Origin of the sequence: Salinicola endophyticus, from assembly GCF_003206575.1 — a bacterium.
Classification (GTDB): domain Bacteria; phylum Pseudomonadota; class Gammaproteobacteria; order Pseudomonadales; family Halomonadaceae; genus Salinicola; species Salinicola endophyticus.
The window spans coordinates 212,250-228,686 of record NZ_PZJO01000006.1 but is presented as its reverse complement, the minus strand read 5'-3'; the positions used below and the strand labels follow the sequence as shown (position 1 = coordinate 228,686).

At 67.4% G+C, this 16,437-nt stretch carries 13 protein-coding genes; 12 read left to right on the top strand and 1 reads right to left on the bottom strand.

What is annotated here, in order from left to right:
- Nucleotides 1-35 precede the first annotated feature (35 nt).
- The 6 genes from queA to DOM66_RS14600 all read left to right on the top strand — a co-directional run bounded on the left by queA (nucleotide 36) and on the right by DOM66_RS14600 (nucleotide 6,994).
- The gene (queA, locus tag DOM66_RS14625) at nucleotides 36-1,070 is read left to right on the top strand and encodes a tRNA preQ1(34) S-adenosylmethionine ribosyltransferase-isomerase QueA (protein ID WP_110690665.1); all 1,035 of its coding nucleotides are present in this window, start codon (nucleotides 36-38) and stop codon (nucleotides 1,068-1,070) included.
- Between the two features lie 206 nt (nucleotides 1,071-1,276).
- Complete coding sequence (gene tgt / locus DOM66_RS14620; protein WP_110690664.1) at nucleotides 1,277-2,395, top strand: tRNA guanosine(34) transglycosylase Tgt; 1,119 nt, start codon at nucleotides 1,277-1,279, stop codon at nucleotides 2,393-2,395.
- Between the two features lie 114 nt (nucleotides 2,396-2,509).
- Nucleotides 2,510-2,842 carry a preprotein translocase subunit YajC gene (yajC, locus tag DOM66_RS14615; RefSeq protein WP_106419738.1) on the top strand — a complete coding sequence of 111 codons (333 nt, stop codon included), beginning with the start codon at nucleotides 2,510-2,512 and terminating at the stop codon, nucleotides 2,840-2,842.
- Between the two features lie 104 nt (nucleotides 2,843-2,946).
- A complete protein-coding gene (gene secD / locus DOM66_RS14610; RefSeq protein WP_110674785.1) occupies nucleotides 2,947-4,794 on the top strand; it encodes a protein translocase subunit SecD in 1,848 nt (615 codons plus the stop codon).
- A gap of 12 nt (nucleotides 4,795-4,806) precedes the next feature.
- On the top strand, nucleotides 4,807-5,718 hold the full coding sequence (gene secF / locus DOM66_RS14605; protein ID WP_110674786.1) for a protein translocase subunit SecF: 912 nt from the start codon (nucleotides 4,807-4,809) through the stop codon (nucleotides 5,716-5,718).
- A gap of 139 nt (nucleotides 5,719-5,857) precedes the next feature.
- Complete coding sequence (locus DOM66_RS14600; RefSeq protein WP_110674787.1) at nucleotides 5,858-6,994, top strand: AI-2E family transporter; 1,137 nt, start codon at nucleotides 5,858-5,860, stop codon at nucleotides 6,992-6,994.
- 45 nt (nucleotides 6,995-7,039) lie between these two features.
- On the opposite strand, the gene DOM66_RS14595 is transcribed toward DOM66_RS14600, so the two are convergent.
- Nucleotides 7,040-8,467: a sigma-54 interaction domain-containing protein gene (locus DOM66_RS14595; RefSeq protein WP_110690663.1), complete on the bottom strand. Its 1,428-nt coding sequence runs from the start codon at nucleotides 8,465-8,467 to the stop codon at nucleotides 7,040-7,042.
- Between the two features lie 177 nt (nucleotides 8,468-8,644).
- Between DOM66_RS14595 and speB the strand changes: the two genes are divergently transcribed.
- The 6 genes from speB to DOM66_RS14565 all read left to right on the top strand — a co-directional run bounded on the left by speB (nucleotide 8,645) and on the right by DOM66_RS14565 (nucleotide 16,295).
- Nucleotides 8,645-9,613 carry an agmatinase gene (speB, locus tag DOM66_RS14590; protein ID WP_110674789.1) on the top strand — a complete coding sequence of 323 codons (969 nt, stop codon included), beginning with the start codon at nucleotides 8,645-8,647 and terminating at the stop codon, nucleotides 9,611-9,613.
- Nucleotides 9,614-9,696: 83 nt separating this feature from the next.
- Nucleotides 9,697-11,100, top strand: a complete 1,404-nt coding sequence (locus tag DOM66_RS14585; RefSeq protein WP_110690662.1) for a sodium:solute symporter — start codon at nucleotides 9,697-9,699, stop codon at nucleotides 11,098-11,100.
- Nucleotides 11,097-12,686 (top strand): 5-guanidino-2-oxopentanoate decarboxylase, encoded by a 1,590-nt coding sequence (locus tag DOM66_RS14580; protein ID WP_110690661.1) that lies wholly within the window; start codon nucleotides 11,097-11,099, stop codon nucleotides 12,684-12,686. The genes DOM66_RS14585 and DOM66_RS14580 overlap by 4 nt, the downstream gene beginning before the upstream one ends.
- Nucleotides 12,687-12,763: 77 nt before the next feature.
- Nucleotides 12,764-14,104, top strand: a complete 1,341-nt coding sequence (locus DOM66_RS14575) for a purine-cytosine permease family protein (protein ID WP_110690660.1) — start codon at nucleotides 12,764-12,766, stop codon at nucleotides 14,102-14,104.
- The gene (locus DOM66_RS14570) at nucleotides 14,101-14,844 is read left to right on the top strand and encodes an MBL fold metallo-hydrolase (RefSeq protein ID WP_188115191.1); all 744 of its coding nucleotides are present in this window, start codon (nucleotides 14,101-14,103) and stop codon (nucleotides 14,842-14,844) included. The genes DOM66_RS14575 and DOM66_RS14570 overlap by 4 nt, the downstream gene beginning before the upstream one ends.
- Nucleotides 14,845-14,852: 8 nt before the next feature.
- The gene (locus tag DOM66_RS14565) at nucleotides 14,853-16,295 is read left to right on the top strand and encodes an aldehyde dehydrogenase family protein (RefSeq protein WP_110690728.1); all 1,443 of its coding nucleotides are present in this window, start codon (nucleotides 14,853-14,855) and stop codon (nucleotides 16,293-16,295) included.
- Nucleotides 16,296-16,437 lie beyond the last annotated feature (142 nt).

Sequence of the window (16,437 nt, the reverse complement as noted above, 5' to 3'; positions counted from 1 at the left end):
TCACGTCATTCCTTTTTCGCCAATTCATGAGTGCCATGCAGCGCGCCGACTTCCATTTCGATCTCCCCGACGAGTTGATCGCTCGCTACCCTTCCGAGCAGCGCACCGATTGCCGCCTGCTGTGCGTCGATGGCCCTTCCGGGGCGCTGGCGCATGAACGCTTCCCCGATCTGCTCGGACATCTCGAACCCGGCGACGTGGTGGTGTTCAACGACACGCGGGTGATCCCGGCACGTCTGTTCGGCCAGAAGGCGAGTGGCGGCAAGGTGGAGATGCTGCTGGAGCGCCCGCTGAATGCCCATCGCGGCCTGGCCCATCTGCGCGCCAGCAAGTCGCCGAAGCCGGGCACCGAGCTGATCTTCGAAGGCGGCATCCACGCCGTGGTCGAAGGCCGGCAGGACGCCCTGTTCGAGCTGCGCTTCCTCGGCGAGACCCCGCTGATCGCGCTGCTCGAACAGCACGGGCATATGCCGCTGCCACCCTATATCACCCGCGAGGACGAACTCGCCGACCGCGAGCGCTATCAGACCGTCTACGCCCGCCGCGAAGGCGCGGTCGCCGCGCCCACCGCCGGCTTGCACTTCGACGAGGCGATGATGGCGGCGCTGCGGGCCAAGGGGGTCGAGATCGCCTTCGTCACTCTGCACGTGGGGGCCGGTACCTTTCAGCCGGTGCGCGTCGACGATATCCGCGAGCACCATATGCACAGCGAGTGGCTGGAGGTCGACGAGCAGGTCTGCGCCAGCGTCAACCGGGCGCGGGAGGCGGGCAAGCGTGTCGTCGCCATCGGCACCACCAGCGTGCGCTGCCTGGAGAGCGCCAGCCAGGACGATGGCCGCCTGGCGCCCTACCGCGGCGAGACCGACATCTTCATCTATCCCGGCTATCGCTGGCGCTGCGTGGATGCCCTGGTCACCAACTTCCACCTGCCGGAGTCGACGCTGCTGATGCTGGTCTCTGCCTTTGCCGGCTATGAGAGCGTGATGCGCGCTTATGCCGCTGCCGTGGAGGAGGCGTACCGCTTCTTCAGTTACGGCGATGCCATGTTCCTCACGCGCCAAGACGCGTGATCGTCCGGGCACGCATCGCCCAAGTGCCGGTGACCTGAGCAAGAGAGAGCCGATCGCAGGGTCGCCGAGCGCTAGCGAGATAGCCAGGTCGCCGAGCGTAGAGAGATAGAAAGAAAGACATTCAGCGGGCCCCGAGTGGCCCCAAGCGTTGCGCACGATTGCCGGCGCGCCGAGAGACAGAGAATTCTATGCGACACGAAAGCTTCATGAAGTTCGAACGCCTGGGCCAGGATGGCCGCGCCCGGCGCGGCCGCCTGACCTTCCCCCGCGGCACGGTGGAGACCCCCGCCTTCATGCCGGTGGGCACCTACGGCACGGTCAAGGGGATGACCCCGCGTGACGTCGAGGCGATCGGCGCCGAGATCATTCTCGGCAACACCTTCCACCTGTGGCTGCGCCCGGGGACCGAGGTGATCGAGGGTCACGGCGACCTGCACGACTTCTCCCAGTGGCAGGGTCCGATTCTCACCGACTCCGGCGGTTTCCAGGTGTTCTCGCTGGGTGCCATGCGCAAGATCACCGAGCAGGGCGTGCACTTCCGCTCGCCGGTGGATGGCGCCAAGGTATTCATGGGTCCGGAGGAGTCGATGGCGGTCCAGCGCTCGCTGGGCTCGGACATCGTGATGATCTTCGACGAGTGCACCCCCTACCCCGCCACCGAGCAGGAGGCACAGAAGTCGATGGAGCTCTCGCTGCGCTGGGCCAAGCGCTCGCGCGAGGCCCACGGCGACTCGCCCTCGGCGCTGTTCGGCATCGTCCAGGGCGGCATGTACCCGGAGCTGCGCAAGCGTTCGCTGGAGGGGCTGCTCGAGATCGGCTTCGATGGCCTGGCGATCGGCGGTCTCTCGGTGGGCGAGCCCAAGGAGGAGATGATCGGCGTGCTCGACTATCTGCCCCAGTGGATGCCGGAAGAGCAGCCGCGCTATCTGATGGGCGTGGGCAAGCCGGAGGACCTGGTCGAGGGCGTACGCCGCGGGGTCGACATGTTCGACTGCGTGATGCCGACCCGCAATGCCCGCAACGGCCACCTGTTCACCGCCGAAGGCACGGTGAAGATTCGTAACGCCACCCACCGTCACGATACCCGGCCGCTGGAGTCGGATTGTTACTGCTACACCTGCCAGCACTTCTCCCGCGGCTATCTGCACCACCTCGATCGGTGCGGCGAAATGCTCGGCTCGATGCTCAACACCATCCACAATCTGCGCTACTACCAGCGCCTGATGGCCGGTTTGCGCGGGGCTATCGAAGCGGGTACATTGGCCGACTTCGTAGCACAATTCTATCGGCGGCGGGGGCTTCCCGTACCGCCTGGGGTCGACTGACAAGAGACGGGCTGGCCGGTGGCGACGCCGGCGGGCCTGGTAAGTCTCGTAACGTATCACCCGTTCACATCGCAACTCTCGCGACTTTCATCGCGCAACTTCGGAGAACCATCCATGCTGGACTTTTTCATCCCTGCGGCACACGCCCAGGATGCAGCCGCACCTGGCGGTGGTGGCATTGCCCAGATCATCATGCTGGTCGGCTTCGTGCTGATCTTCTATTTCCTGCTGTGGCGCCCGCAGTCCAAGCGTGCCAAGCAGCACAAGCAGCTGATCTCCAACCTCTCCAAGGGTGACGAAATCGTCATCGGCGGCGGGCTGATGGGCCGCATCACCGAGGTGACCGACGACTTCATCAGCATGGAAATCGCCGAAGGCACCGTGGTCAACGTGCAGAAAAGCGCCGTGGCCTCCGTCCTGCCCAAGGGTACCCTGAAGTCGCTGTAATCCTTCGGGCCACCGGCATCACCGCCGGTGGCCTGCCTCATTTCCGCGACAGTCTTCGCACGACGATCCCCCCGATCGTCATTGAATGAAAGGACAGGGCTTCCATGCTCAATCGTTACCCCCTGTGGAAGTATCTGCTGATACTCATCGTCTTCGCCGTCGGTGTCATCTACGCGTTACCCAATCTTTATCCGCAGGACCCCGCCGTTCAGATCAGCACGACCAATGGCACCCTGGACAGCCAGCAGCTAGAGCGTGTGACCCAAGTTCTCGCCGACGACGGCATCGCGGTCAAGTCGGCCAACATGACCGGCAACTCAAGTGCCCTCATCCGTCTCGACAACGCCGAACAGCAGTTACCCGCGCGCGACGCGATCGACAAGGCGCTCGACGACAACTACACCGTGGCGCTCAACCTGGCCGACTCCACGCCCGAGTGGTTGACCAGCCTGGGCGCGACCCCGATGAAACTCGGCCTCGACCTGCGCGGCGGCGTGCACTTCCTGCTCGAAGTGGACATGCAAGCCGCGGTCAAGCAGCGTCTGGAAGCCACCGCCAGCGCGATCCGCGCCGACCTGCGCGACCAGCACATCCGCTACCGCGGCACCGAGATCGACGGCAACGCGCTGCATCTCGAGTTCGCCAACGTCGAGGATCGTAACGCCGCCCGCGACCAGATCCGGCAGAACTTCCGCGAGTTCCAGCTGCAGAGTCGCGAAGAGGGCCGCCGGGCCTTCCTCGACATGTCGCTCACCGAGCAGTCGATCAAGGACATTCAGGACTACGCCGTCGAGCAGAACCTGACCACGATCCGCAACCGCGTCAACGAGCTGGGGGTTTCCGAGCCGCTGGTCCAGCGCCAGGGCCCCAACCGTATCGTGGTCGAGCTGCCGGGGGTGCAGGACACCGCCGAAGCCAAGCGCATCGTCGGCGCCACCGCCAACCTGGAGTTCCGTCTCGAGGCGCGCCCGGATGCGCCGGCTTCCGAGACCGAGACCTTCCCGTTCCGCAACAACCCGCAGCGCACCGCGACCCTGTCGCGTGACGTGATCATCACCGGTGACCGCGTCTCCAGCGCCAGCCAGGGCTTCGACCAGAACGGCCGCCCCCAGGTCAACATCAACCTGGATGGCACCGGCGGTTCGCTGATGAACCAGGCCACCCGCACCAACATCGGCCGCAGCATGGCGGTGCTCTATATCGAGCACAAGACCCAGACACGCACAGTGATGAAGGATGGCAAGCAGGTGGTGGAACACATCCCCTCCACCGAGCGCAGCATCATCAGCCTGGCGACCATCCAGAGCGCACTGAGCAACCGCTTCCGCATCACCGGTCTGGACTCCCCGACCGAAGCGCGTGAGCTGGCCCTGCTGCTGCGTTCCGGTTCGCTCGCCGCGCCGATCTACTTCGTGCAGGAGAGCACCATCGGGCCAAGCCTGGGGGCGCAGAACATCCAACGAGGGATCTTCTCGGTGATCGTCGGCGGGCTGCTGGTGGTGGCCTTCATGCTGATCCGCTACAAGGCGTTCGGCGTCATCGCCAATGTCGCCCTGGCGGTCAACCTCACCCTGCTGATCGCGGTCATGTCGCTGCTGGGCGCCACGCTGACGCTGCCCGGCATTGCCGGTATCGTGCTCACGCTGGGGATGGCGGTGGATGCCAACGTGCTGATCTACGAGCGCATACGCGAGGAGCTCAGGCGCAAGACACCGGCACAGCAAGCGATTCACGCCGGCTACGGGCGCGCCTTCACCTCGATCGTCGACGCCAACCTGACCACGCTGCTGGTGGCGGTGGTGCTGTTCTCCATCGGCACCGGCCCGGTCAAGGGCTTCGCGGTGACGCTGTCGATCGGCATCCTGACCTCGATGTTCACCGGCATCATGGTGTCGCGTGCCCTCGTCAATCTCTCCATCGGCGGCAAGCCGTTGAAGAAACTCTGGATCTAGGAGACGCGAGCCATGCGCCAATTCGATTTCATGGGCAAACGCCGCATCGCCTTCATCGTCTCGATCGTGCTGACGATCGTCTCGGTCGGTGCCCTCGTGCTGCTCAACCTCAACCTGGGTCTGGACTTCACCGGCGGCACCGTGGTGGAGCTGCACTACGCCACCGCGCCCTCGCTGGATGACGTGCGCGCCCTGCTCGCCAGCCACGGCTTCGAGAACTTCCAGGTCCAGACCTTCGGTGCCGCCAACGAAGTGCTGGTGCGCCTGCAGCAGACCTTCAACAACGATGTCGGCAATCAGGTGGTCGCCGCGCTCAACGCCAAAGGCGCTTCGATCGATCTGGTCCGCGCCGAGTTCGTCGGCGCCCAGGTCGGCGGCCAGCTGCGTGACCAGAGCGGTCTGGGCATGCTGGTGGCGATGGCCGGGGTCGCGATCTACGTCGCCTTCCGCTTCCAGTACAAGTTCGCCCTGTGCGCGCTGATCTCGCTGGTCCACGACGTGGTGATCGTGCTGGGGCTGTTCGCGCTGTTCCAGTGGGAGTTCGATCTCACCGTGCTGGCCGGGATCATGGCGGTCATCGGCTACTCGCTGAACGACACCATCATCGTCTACGACCGTATCCGCGAGAACATTCGGCTCTCGCGCAGCGACGACATGGCGCAGATCTTCAACGAAGCGATCAACCAGACCCTGTCCCGTACCTTGGCGACCTCGGGCACCACCTTGCTGGTGCTGTTCGCGCTGTTCTTCCTCGGCGGAGACATGATCCACAACTTCTCGATCTCGCTGATCCTGGGGATCGTCGCCGGTACCTTCTCTTCGGTCTATGTCGCCGCAGCGCTGCTGCTGGTGTTCAAGCTGGAGCGCCAGGACCTGATCCCGGCGAAGAAGGAGAACGTCGAAGGCGAAGAAGAGCTGCCCTGAGCCGCGAGACGTATGCCGGACCCAAGGCCTCTCTCAGGAGAGGCCTTTTTCATGCCAGCCGCCGCGCTCGAGACTCGACGCCAGCGCGCCGAGCTGGGGTATGATGAGTCGCCTTCCACGCTTGCCATCAGGGAGATCCATGGCTCCTATCTTTGCCGATTCCAGCGTCGCCCGCTGGCTGCTGGTGCTGGTGATGATCGCCGGCGTCTACTTCTTCATCGACTTCCTGATTCCGGTACTCGCCGCGCTGATCATCTGTGTCGCCAGCTGGCCGCTCTACCGCTGGCTGCTGGCGCGCTGCGGCCAGCGTCGCACCCTGGCCGCGAGCATCGCCCTGGTGCTGATCATCCTGTGTCTGGTGATTCCCATCGTGATGGCCTGCACCTACGCCTTCCAGGAGCTCAAGGGCTGGATCGGCTGGCTGCTGGCCGCCAATCAGCACGGCATTCCCGCGCCGGGCTGGGCCGCAGAGCTGCCGGGGATCGGCAGTTGGGTACACGAACAGTGGCAGACCTATCTGGCCGAGCCGCATGCGCTGGAGTCCTATCTCCAACTGGTGGGTGGCGAGCACATCGGCAATATCTCGCGCTGGGTGCTGGCGCTCGGCAGCAATGCGGTGCATCTCGCGCTCACCCTGCTGTTCATGCTGATCACGCTGTTCTTTCTCTACCGCGATGGGGTGGGCATGGCGCGCCAGCTGGATATCGTCGGCGAGCGCATCCTGCCGGCGCGCTGGCAGCGCTTCTCGCGGGTGGTACCGGCGACCATCAGTTCGACCGTGGTCGGCATGGGGCTGATCGCCCTCGGCGAAGGTGTGGTGCTGGGCACCGCCTACTGGATCGCCGGGGTGCAGTCGCCGGTGGTGCTCGGGGTGATCACCGCCTTCATGGCGCTGGTCCCCGGCGGCGCCCCGCTCACCTTCACGCTGGTCTCGCTCTATCTGATCGCCACCGGCCACCTGCCCAACGGCATCGGGCTGTTCCTGTGGGGCGCAATCGAGCTGTTCGTGGTCGACAAGACGCTGCGCCCGCGGCTGGTCGGCGGGCCGATCAAGCTGCCCTTCCTGCCCACCTTCTTCGGCCTGATCGGCGGCGTGAAGACCATGGGGCTGGTGGGGCTGTTCGTGGGCCCGGTGCTGATGGCCCTGCTGGTCGCCAGCTGGCGCGAGTGGCTGCACGACGACGAGGCCCCGGACGCCCCCAGCGAGGCGGAGCGCTGGGGCTACGGCAATCCGCGGCTGATCGCCCGTTATACCGGCCAACACCCTGACCGCTAGGCATCCTGATCGCTACGCGCCCTTATCGATGAGAGCGATGGGCGCTCAACTGTCTTCCCGCTCACGCCCCAGGGTGATGGCGTAGCGCTTCAGCTTGCGCACCACGCTGGGCTGGCTGATGCCGAGGCGCTCGGCCAGTGCATAGGTGGAGCCATGGGTCGGGGCGAGCTGGGCCAGAATACGCTGCTCGTGGGCCGCCAGCGCGGCTTTCAGCCCCTCCCCCTCGCCGAGCAGCGCACCGCTCGCCGGTTCCGTCGGATGCTGCGACGGCGGCGCCCCGGCAGTGCCCGGCTCCCCCCCCGCCGGGCCGCCGATCACACTGCTCTCCGCCGCCAGCCAGGCGCGCTCCAGCCAGTTCTCCAGCTCACGCACGTTGCCCGGCCACTCGGCGCTCATCAGCTCGGCCCAGGCCCGTGGGTGGAGCATCTTGTCATCGCCGTAGCGGCGGTTGAGCCGTTCCAGCTGGCGCTCCGCCAGCCCACGGATCTCCTCGCGGCGCTCGCGCAGCGGCGGCAGGGTCACCGGGATCACGTTGAGCCGGTAGTAGAGATCGAGCCGGAAGGCGCCCTCCTCCACCTGCCGCGCCAGATCGCGGTTGGTGGCCACCACCAGGCGGAAGTCGACCCGCCGCGAACGGGTGTCGCCGAGCCGGGTAAGGGAGCCATCCTGAATCACCTTGAGCAGCTTGGACTGCATGGTCAGCGGCAGCTCACCGATCTCGTCGAGGAACAGAGTGCCGTTGTGCGCCTGCTCCAGCAGCCCCGCCTTGCCCTGTCGCGCCGCGCCGCTGAAAGCGCCGGGCTGGTAGCCGAACATCTCCGACTCGAACAGCGACTCGGGAATCGCCGCACAGTTGACGTCGACGAAGGCGCCATCGCAGCGCCGGCTCCAGCGGTGCAGCTGGCGCGCAAAGGCGGTCTTGCCCACCCCCGACTCCCCCAGCATCAGCACCGTGGCATCGGTCGGCGCGCTGCGCTTGAGCAGTTGGGTGATCTCGCGCATCAGGCGGCTCTTGACCACCAGCTCGCCGGCCTCGGCGGGCGTCTCCGCCGGCGCCTCGTGGTGGCGCTTGAGATGATCGGTGAAGCGCTGCTGGAGCAGCGCGTACTCATCCTGCAGCAGACGCAGATCGGTGAGGTCACGCGAGCGGCTGATCACCCGCACCAGACGCCCGCCGACATACACCGGATGCGCCTCCGCGATCACCTGGCGGCCGGTGCCGGTGCGCTGCATCAGTTGCGCCGGCTGGCCAGTACGGATCACTTCGAGCGACACCGAGGGCGAGAGCACGCCGCTGGCCTGCAGCGCCTGCACGGTGGTCGCGCACAGCGCCTCCCGCGGCATGCCATAGACCGTCGCGGCGCCGGGGCTGACATCGAGGATGCGCCCCGCGGCATCGACCACGAACAGATGGTCCTGGGCGGTATGGACCATGGCCCCCAGGGTGGCGCGGTCCGCTTGGGCCTCAGACATCGGCGTCTCCGATTCGACTTTGCATCATTGATACGTCAATGAATCAACAGCGACAAGACAACAATACAAAAACGCATCAATGCGCGTCGGCAGGTTCGCAAAATCAATGGGTTACGGTTGGCACGCTTTATGCGTGGTGATGTCCGATCCCTCGACAATCACAACCCAGGAGATGGTATGTCCCACCAGCCTACGGATCGCGCCCCGCTCAACCAGCCACTGGGCGGTAACGAGATGCCCCGTTTCGGCGGCCCGGCGACCATGATGCGGCTGCCGACCCAGCAGAGCGCTGCCGGGCTCGATGCCTGCTTCGTCGGTATCCCGCTGGACATCGGCACCTCCAATCGCCCCGGCACCCGTTTCGGGCCGCGCCAGATCCGCGACGAGTCGCGCATGCTGCGGCCGTTCAACATGGCCACCCGCGCCGCACCCTTCGAGAGCCTGCAGGTGGCGGACATCGGCGATGTGCCGATCAATACCTTCGATCTCAAGAAGAGCGTCGGCATCATCGAGCGCTTCTACCACGAACTGCTCGGCCACGACGTCATCCCGCTGACCCTGGGCGGCGATCACACCATCGCCCTGCCGATCCTGCGCGCCATGGCCAAGAAGCACGGCCCGGTGGGGCTGATCCACGTCGATGCCCATGCCGACGTCAACGATCAGATGTTCGGCGAGCAGATCGCCCACGGCACCCCCTTCCGCCGCGCCGTGGAAGAGGGGCTGCTGGATACCCAGCGCGTGGCCCAGATCGGCCTGCGCGGCACCGGCTACGCCGCCGACGAGTTCGACTGGGGCCGCGAGCAGGGCTTCCAGGTGGTGCCCGCGGAAGCGTGCTGGCACCAGAGCCTGACACCGCTGATGGCAGAGATTCGCGAAAAGGTCGGCGGCGGACCGGTCTATCTGAGCTTCGACATCGACAGCCTCGACCCCGCCTATGCCCCGGGCACCGGCACCGTCGAGATCGGCGGGCTGACCATTCCCCAGGCGCTGGAGATCATCCGCGGCTGTCACGGCCTGGATATCGTCGGCTGCGATCTGGTCGAGGTCTCGCCACCCTATGATGCCCACGGCCAGACCGCGGTGGTCGCCGCCAATCTGCTGTTCGAGATGCTCTGCGTGCTGCCCGGCGTGAAGCGCCGCTGACGCCAACCAGTCGCAGGTCATCACCGTTCACATCTGAATTCACAACAACAATCGCCGCCGGCACGGCGGCAGGGTAAAACGTCATGATGCTGGATCTTATCGTCGTCGCGCTCTACGCGGCGGGCATGCTGCTCCTCGGCTGCTGGGGCATGAAACGCGCCCGCAGCAGCGACGACTATCTGGTGGCGGGCCGCCGCCTGGGCCCGGGGCTCTATCTGGGCACGCTCTCCGCGGTGGTGCTCGGCGGCGCCTCCACCGTGGGCACGGTCAAGCTGGGCTACGTCTACGGCCTCTCCGGACTGTGGCTGTGCGGCGCCCTGGGCCTGGGGTTGATCGTGCTCAGCCTGGTGCTGGCCAAGCCGCTGGCCAAGCTCAAGCTCTACACCATCACCCAGCTGCTCGAGCGCCGCTACACGCCGGCGGCCAAGAGCGTCAGCTCGGCGGTGATGCTCGCCTATGACCTGATGATCGCGGTCACCTCGACCATCGCCATCGGCACCCTGGTCACGGTGCTGTTCGCGCTACCCTCCTGGGTCGGCGTGGTGATCGGCGGCACCATCGTGGTGATCTACTCCACCCTCGGCGGCATGTGGTCGCTGACGCTCACCGACATCGTCCAGTTCGTGATCATGACCGTGGGCATGCTCGGCCTGATGCTGCCACTGACGGTGCACTATGCCGGCGGCTGGGACACGCTGGTCGCCAGCGCCGCACCGGGGCACTTCTCGCTCACCGGCATCGGCTGGTCCACCATCGTCACCTACTTCGTCATCTACTTCCTGGGCATCCTGATCGGCCAGGACATCTGGCAGCGGGTGTTCACCGCCCGTTCGACCCGGGTGGCCCGTTTCGCCGGCACCGCCGCGGGGGTCTACTGCCTGATCTACGGTGCCATCGGCGCGCTGGTAGGGGTGGCTGCCAGCGTGCTGCTGCCCGATCTCGCCGATCCCAACAACGCCTTCGCCGCGGTCGCCCAACTGGCGCTGCCGGACGGCCTGCGCGGGTTGATCATCGCCGCCGCCATGGCCGCGATGATGTCCACCGCCAGCGCCGGCATGCTCGCCGCTTCGACCCTGATGACGAGGGACCTGCTGCCGGCCCTGGGCGGCGGGCCGCAGAGCGAGCGGGTCTCGAGCTACCGCCTGTGGACGCTGCTCATGGGAGTGATCACCATCGTCATCGCGCTGCTGGTGGATGACGTGATCGGCGCCCTGACCATCGCCTACAACCTGCTGGTCGGCGGCATGCTGGTGCCGATCCTGGGCGCGCTCTACTGGCGGCGGGCCTCCAACAGCGGCGCCATCGCGGCGATGGCGGCCGGCTCGCTGGGGGTTGTGGCGTTCATGCTCAAGGATGGCCTGCTGGCCAACTCGCCGATCTACGCCGGTCTGGTGGCGAGCCTGGCGAGCTTCGTCGTGGTCAGCCTGCTGCGTCCGGATACTAGCCGCCCCGTGGCCGCCGAGACCCAGCCGGAGCAGCGCGCATGAGCGTGGCACACTGGCTGGTGCGGGCGCTGGAAGCGCTCGGCATCGATACCGTCTTCGGCATTCCGGGTGTCCACACCATCGAACTCTATCGTGGGCTCGAGGGCAGCCGGCTGCGCCACGTCACGCCGCGCCACGAGCAGGGCGCGGGCTTCATGGCCGATGGCTATGCCCGCGCCAGCGGACGCCCGGCGGCCTGCTTCATCATCACCGGCCCGGGGATGACCAATATCGCCACGGCGATGGGCCAGGCGCTCGCCGACAGCGTGCCCATGCTGGTGATCTCCAGCGTCAATCGGCGCGCCGAGCTGGGCATGGGCGAAGGCCGGCTGCACGAGCTGCCATCGCAGCAGCAGACCCTGAGCGGGGTCAGTCTGTTCAGCCATACCCTGCTCGACCCGGCCAATCTGCCACGGGTGCTGGCGCGGGCCTGGACGCTGCTGCATACCGGGCGGCCGGGGCCGGTGCACATCGAGATACCGCGGGACCTGCTCGATGCGCCGCTCGACACAGAACTGCCGCGGCCCGGGCGCTGCCATCCACCCCAGGCGGCGACGGCGGCGCTCGACCAGGCAGCGGCATGGCTCGACGCCGCCCGACGCCCGCTGCTGCTGCTGGGCGGTGGAGCGATCGCCGACCCGGCGGCGGCGCGCGCCCTGGCCGAGCGCCTGGATGCTCCCACCCTGACCACCATCAATGCCCGCGGCGTGCTGGGGCGGGCGCACCCGCTCGATCTCGGTGCCAATGCCACCTGGCCCGAGGTGCGCGCGCTGGTGGCGGAGGCGGACGTGGTGCTGGCGATCGGCACCGAGCTGGGCGAAACCGACTACGACGTCACCTTCGATGGTGGCTTCACGCTCCCCGAACGGCTGATCCGCATCGACATCGATCCGCGCCAGCTGTGCGGCAACCATCTACCGGCGCTGGGCATCGTGGCCGAGGCCGGGGCGGCGATGCGCGATCTGCTGCCCCGGCTGGCGCCGGGGGCGCATGATGCGGCCGCTCGCGTGGCCAAGCTGAAGGCTGCGCTGGCGCTGGCCACCCGGCCGGACTTCGCCCCCTTCGTACCGCTGTTCGATGCCCTGGACCAGCACCGCCGCGACGCCGTACTGGTCGGTGACTCCACCGCACCGGTCTACGCCGGCAACCATCTGGCCCAGCGCGAGGCAACGCGCGGCTGGTTCAATGCCTCCACCGGCTACGGCACGCTCGGCTACGGCCTGCCGGCGGCCATCGGCGCGGCGCTGGCCTGCCCCGAGCGCCCGGTGGTGGCGCTGGTCGGCGATGGCGGCGTGATGTTCACCCTGGCCGAACTGGCCACCGCCGTGGAGCTTGCGCTGCCGCTCACCCTGCTGCTGTGGCACAACGCCGGCTATGCGGAGATCCGCCAGGCCATGACCCACGCCGGCATCGCCCCGCTCGGCGTCGACCCGGCGGCACCGGCGTTCCTGCCACTGGCGCAGGCCTTCGGCTGCGGCGCCGAGCGCGTATCGAACCCGGCGGCGCTGGCAGAGGCCCTGGCCGCACCCTGCACGGCCCCACGGCTGATCGAGATCGATGCCGCGGCGTGGGCAGCGGCCTGCGGCTGAAGCCGGGCCGCGCCACCCAAGCCGTCCAGGCAAGACCCAACGAGAAAACGACAAAGACAACGACCGAGGATCTCAACATGGCTTTCTTCGACCGCCTGCTCGGGCAGGACACGCTCGACGAGCATCAGCACAAGAGTCTCGGCGCCTTTGGTACCGTCGCCCTGTGGCTGGGTGCCAATGTCGTCGTCACCACCATTCTCACCGGCATGCTGCTGGTGCCGGATCTCCCCTTCACCACCGCCATGGGCAGCGTACTGGTGGGCTCGCTGATCGGCGCCGTGCCGCTGTTGCTGGTCGGGCTGATGGGCCAGCGCACCGGGCTGCCCTCGATGGCGCTGACCCGCCGCGCCTATGGGCCGCTGGGCAGCCGGCTGATCTCGCTGGTCAACATGGGCGTACTGATCGCCTGGAGCTGGATCCAGGCGCTGCTCGCCGGGATGAGTCTCGACTACGCGATCCAGGCGACCACCGGCTACTCCAACCTGGCGCTGATGACCATCCTGTGCGAGAGCGTGGTAGTGCTGATCGTGCTGCGCGGCCATCTGGGTATCGAGCGGGTCGAGCGCTGGGCGGCGGTGGCCATGGTCGGGCTGGCGGCGGTAGTGCTGTATCAGCTCAACCGCCACTACGACGTCAGCGCGCTGCTGGACATGCAGGTCGAGGCGCGCAACGGCATCACCCTCGGTATCGCCTTCGATATCGTCATCGCCACCGCCTTCTCCTGGATCTCCTCCTCGGCGGACTACAACCGCAACTGCAAGAGCAGCGCCATCGCCGTGTGGGGCACCTATATCGGCTACGTGTTGGCGGCGCTGCTGGCGATGGGGCTGGGCGCGGCGGTATCCGGGCTTTCGGTGCTCAACGGCATGCCCCAGACCTACGATCCGACGCGGCTGCTCTCCGGCTTCGGCTTCGGCCTGCCGGCGGCACTGGTGATCTTCTTCTCGGTGATGACCACCAACGTCATGGCGGTCTACAGCGCCACGCTGTCGTGCATGAACGTCTCCCCCGGCATGGCGTTCTGGAAGCCGGCGCTGGTGATCGGCGTGGTGACGGTATTCGGCGCGCTGATCCCGGGCATCCTGGATCAGTTCCAGAACTTCCTGCTGCTGATCGGGGCGCTGTTCATCCCCGCCTTCTCGGTGATCATCGTCGACTACTACCTGGTCGGGCGCGACGGCTACGGGCGCGAACTGCTCACCTCGCCGCACCAGCTGGGTCGGCCCACCGCGGCGGTGGCGATCGGCGCCTATCTGATCGGTGCCGCCCTCGCCGCCTACTGGTCGCTGGTCTCACCGCTGGCGTTCGGCGCCTCGCTGCCGGTATTCGTGATCACCGGCACGCTCTACTGGCTGGGGGCGATGCTGCTGACCCGGCCGCGCCCGCAGACCGACGCTGTCGAGGAGTCGACGCCATGAGCGGATTCAGCCTGCCCCGGGGCGACGCCGCCCGCTGGTATCGGCTGCAGCCCCTTGCCGACGCCATCACGCTGATCGACGAACCGGGGATCAAGCCGTTCTATCGCTGCAACATCTGGCACGTGCGCGGTCGCCAGCGCGATCTGGTGGTGGACTTCGGGCTGGGCGCGGTGCCGCTGCGCGAGCGGGTGGCCCTGCTCAGCGAGCGCGATATCGTCGCCGTGGCCAGCCATACCCATTTCGACCATATCGGCAGCGCCCACGAGTTCGACTGCTGCCACGTGCACGCCGCCGAGGCGGATATCCTCGCCGCACCGGACAACGCGCGCACGCTGGCCGCGCGCTTTCTCGACGACGCCATGTTCGACACCCTGCCCCCGCTGCCCTATGCCCACAGCGGTTATCGTATTCCGGCACCGGCGGCGATCCAGCCCATCGAGGATGGCGACGTGATCGATCTCGGCGACCGCCGCTTCGAGGTGATCCACACCCCCGGCCACTCGCCCGGGGGCATCGCGCTATGGGAAGCGGCGAGCGAGACCCTGATCGCCGGCGACATCATCTATGACGGCGAACTGATCGAAGACGCCTACCACAGCGATCTCGACGACTACGCCGCCAGCCTGCAGCGCCTGCGCCGACTGCCCCTGCGGGTGGTGCACGGCGGCCACTTCCCCAGCTTCTCGGGGCAGCGCTGCCACGCCCTGATCGATGCCTGGCTACGCGACCACGACCGTTGAGGATGACCATGCAACGACTCGACCATCAGTTCATCGACAACCGCTGGATCGCCTCGCGGGGCGAACGGCGCCTGCCGGTCATCGACCCTTATCGCCAGACACGGCTCGCCGAGATCACCGCCGGCGACGCCAGTGACGTCGATGCCGCGGTGAACGCGGCCCGCGACGCCCAGCCGGCCTGGCATGCCCTCGGCGGAGCGCGCCGCGCGGCCTATCTCGAGGCCCTGGCCACCGCCCTGGAGAGCCGCCGAGAGACGCTGACCCGGCTCACGGCACGCAACAACGGCAAGGCCCTGGCCGAGACCCATATCGACCTCGATGACGCCGTGGCCTGCTATCGCTACTACGCCACCCAGGCGCAAGACCTGGAAGCGCGCCAGGGGCGCCCGGTGGAACCCGCGGCGGATATCGATGCCCGCATCTATGAAGAGCCCGCCGGCGTGGTGGGCCTGATCACAGCGTGGAACTTCCCGCTGGTGACCAGCGCCTGGAAGATCGCCCCAGCCCTCGCCGCCGGCTGCTGTGTGGTGTTCAAGCCCTCGGAGGTAGTGCCGCTGCCGGAGCTGGCCCTGGCCGAGATCGCCGAACAGATCGATCTGCCGCCCGGCGTGTTCAACCTGCTGCTGGGCGACGGCGAAGGCATCGGCGCTCCGCTGAGCGCCCACCCCGGTATCGACAAGCTCTCGTTTACCGGCAGCAACGCGGTGGGCGAGACGGTGATGCGCGCCGCCGCCCGCGGCAGCCGCGGGGTCTCGCTGGAGCTCGGCGGCAAGTCGCCAATCCTGGTGCTCGACGATGCCGATGTCGACAGCGCCGCCGACTGGGTGATGGCAGGGATCTTCTTCAACAGCGGCCAGATCTGCTCGGCCACCTCGCGGCTGCTGGTGCACCATAGCCTGGCCGAGGCGCTCTACGCAGCGCTCGCCCAGCGGATCGATGCCCTGTGCCTGGGCGACCCGCTCGCCGCCGGGACCGACATGGGGCCGATGACCAGCGCCCGGCAGCGCGAGCGAGTGGAAGCCTATCTCGCCCTCGCCGCCAGCGAGGGGCTGGTCGCGGTGCGCGATGCCAGCCACCGCCAACTACCGCCCCAGGGCGAGTTCGTCGCCCCCACCCTATATCGCGACGTGCCGGTAACCAGCCGCCTGTGGCAGGAGGAGATCTTCGGCCCGGTGCTGTGCGCGCGCAGCGTGGCCAGCGACGCCGAGGCGATCGCGCTGGCCAACGCCAGTGACTTCGGTCTCGCCGCTACCGTGATCGGTGGCGACCTCGACCGTGTGCGTGGCGTGGCCCGGGCGCTGCGCGCCGGCAGCGTCTGGCTCAACGGCGAGCAGCGGGTGCTGCCCCAGGCCGGCTGGGGCGGCTTCGGGCGCAGCGGCATCGGCCGCGAGCTGGGCCCCTGGGGGCTCGCCAGCTACGTGGAGATCAAGCATCTGATCGGCCCGGCGTGAGCGTCGGTTTAAGGCGCCATGCGACCTTTCTCTTACAGCCGCGGCGGCGGCGCTGTGTCATAACGTAAACGCTCGTTTGAGAACCGCTCGTCGCCCCGCTATCAGGGCCGGCCTGCACTCCCACGCGCCACGACAATAGCTC

Coding starts and splice junctions, on each gene's coding strand:
- queA (WP_110690665.1), top strand. CDS start 36: ATGCAGCGCGCCGACTTCCATTTCGATCTCCCCGACGAGTTGATCGCT.
- tgt (WP_110690664.1), top strand. CDS start 1,277: ATGAAGTTCGAACGCCTGGGCCAGGATGGCCGCGCCCGGCGCGGCCGC.
- yajC (WP_106419738.1), top strand. CDS start 2,510: ATGCTGGACTTTTTCATCCCTGCGGCACACGCCCAGGATGCAGCCGCA.
- secD (WP_110674785.1), top strand. CDS start 2,947: ATGCTCAATCGTTACCCCCTGTGGAAGTATCTGCTGATACTCATCGTC.
- secF (WP_110674786.1), top strand. CDS start 4,807: ATGCGCCAATTCGATTTCATGGGCAAACGCCGCATCGCCTTCATCGTC.
- DOM66_RS14600 (WP_110674787.1), top strand. CDS start 5,858: ATGGCTCCTATCTTTGCCGATTCCAGCGTCGCCCGCTGGCTGCTGGTG.
- DOM66_RS14595 (WP_110690663.1), bottom strand. CDS start 8,467: ATGTCTGAGGCCCAAGCGGACCGCGCCACCCTGGGGGCCATGGTCCAT.
- speB (WP_110674789.1), top strand. CDS start 8,645: ATGTCCCACCAGCCTACGGATCGCGCCCCGCTCAACCAGCCACTGGGC.
- DOM66_RS14585 (WP_110690662.1), top strand. CDS start 9,697: ATGATGCTGGATCTTATCGTCGTCGCGCTCTACGCGGCGGGCATGCTG.
- DOM66_RS14580 (WP_110690661.1), top strand. CDS start 11,097: ATGAGCGTGGCACACTGGCTGGTGCGGGCGCTGGAAGCGCTCGGCATC.
- DOM66_RS14575 (WP_110690660.1), top strand. CDS start 12,764: ATGGCTTTCTTCGACCGCCTGCTCGGGCAGGACACGCTCGACGAGCAT.
- DOM66_RS14570 (WP_188115191.1), top strand. CDS start 14,101: ATGAGCGGATTCAGCCTGCCCCGGGGCGACGCCGCCCGCTGGTATCGG.
- DOM66_RS14565 (WP_110690728.1), top strand. CDS start 14,853: ATGCAACGACTCGACCATCAGTTCATCGACAACCGCTGGATCGCCTCG.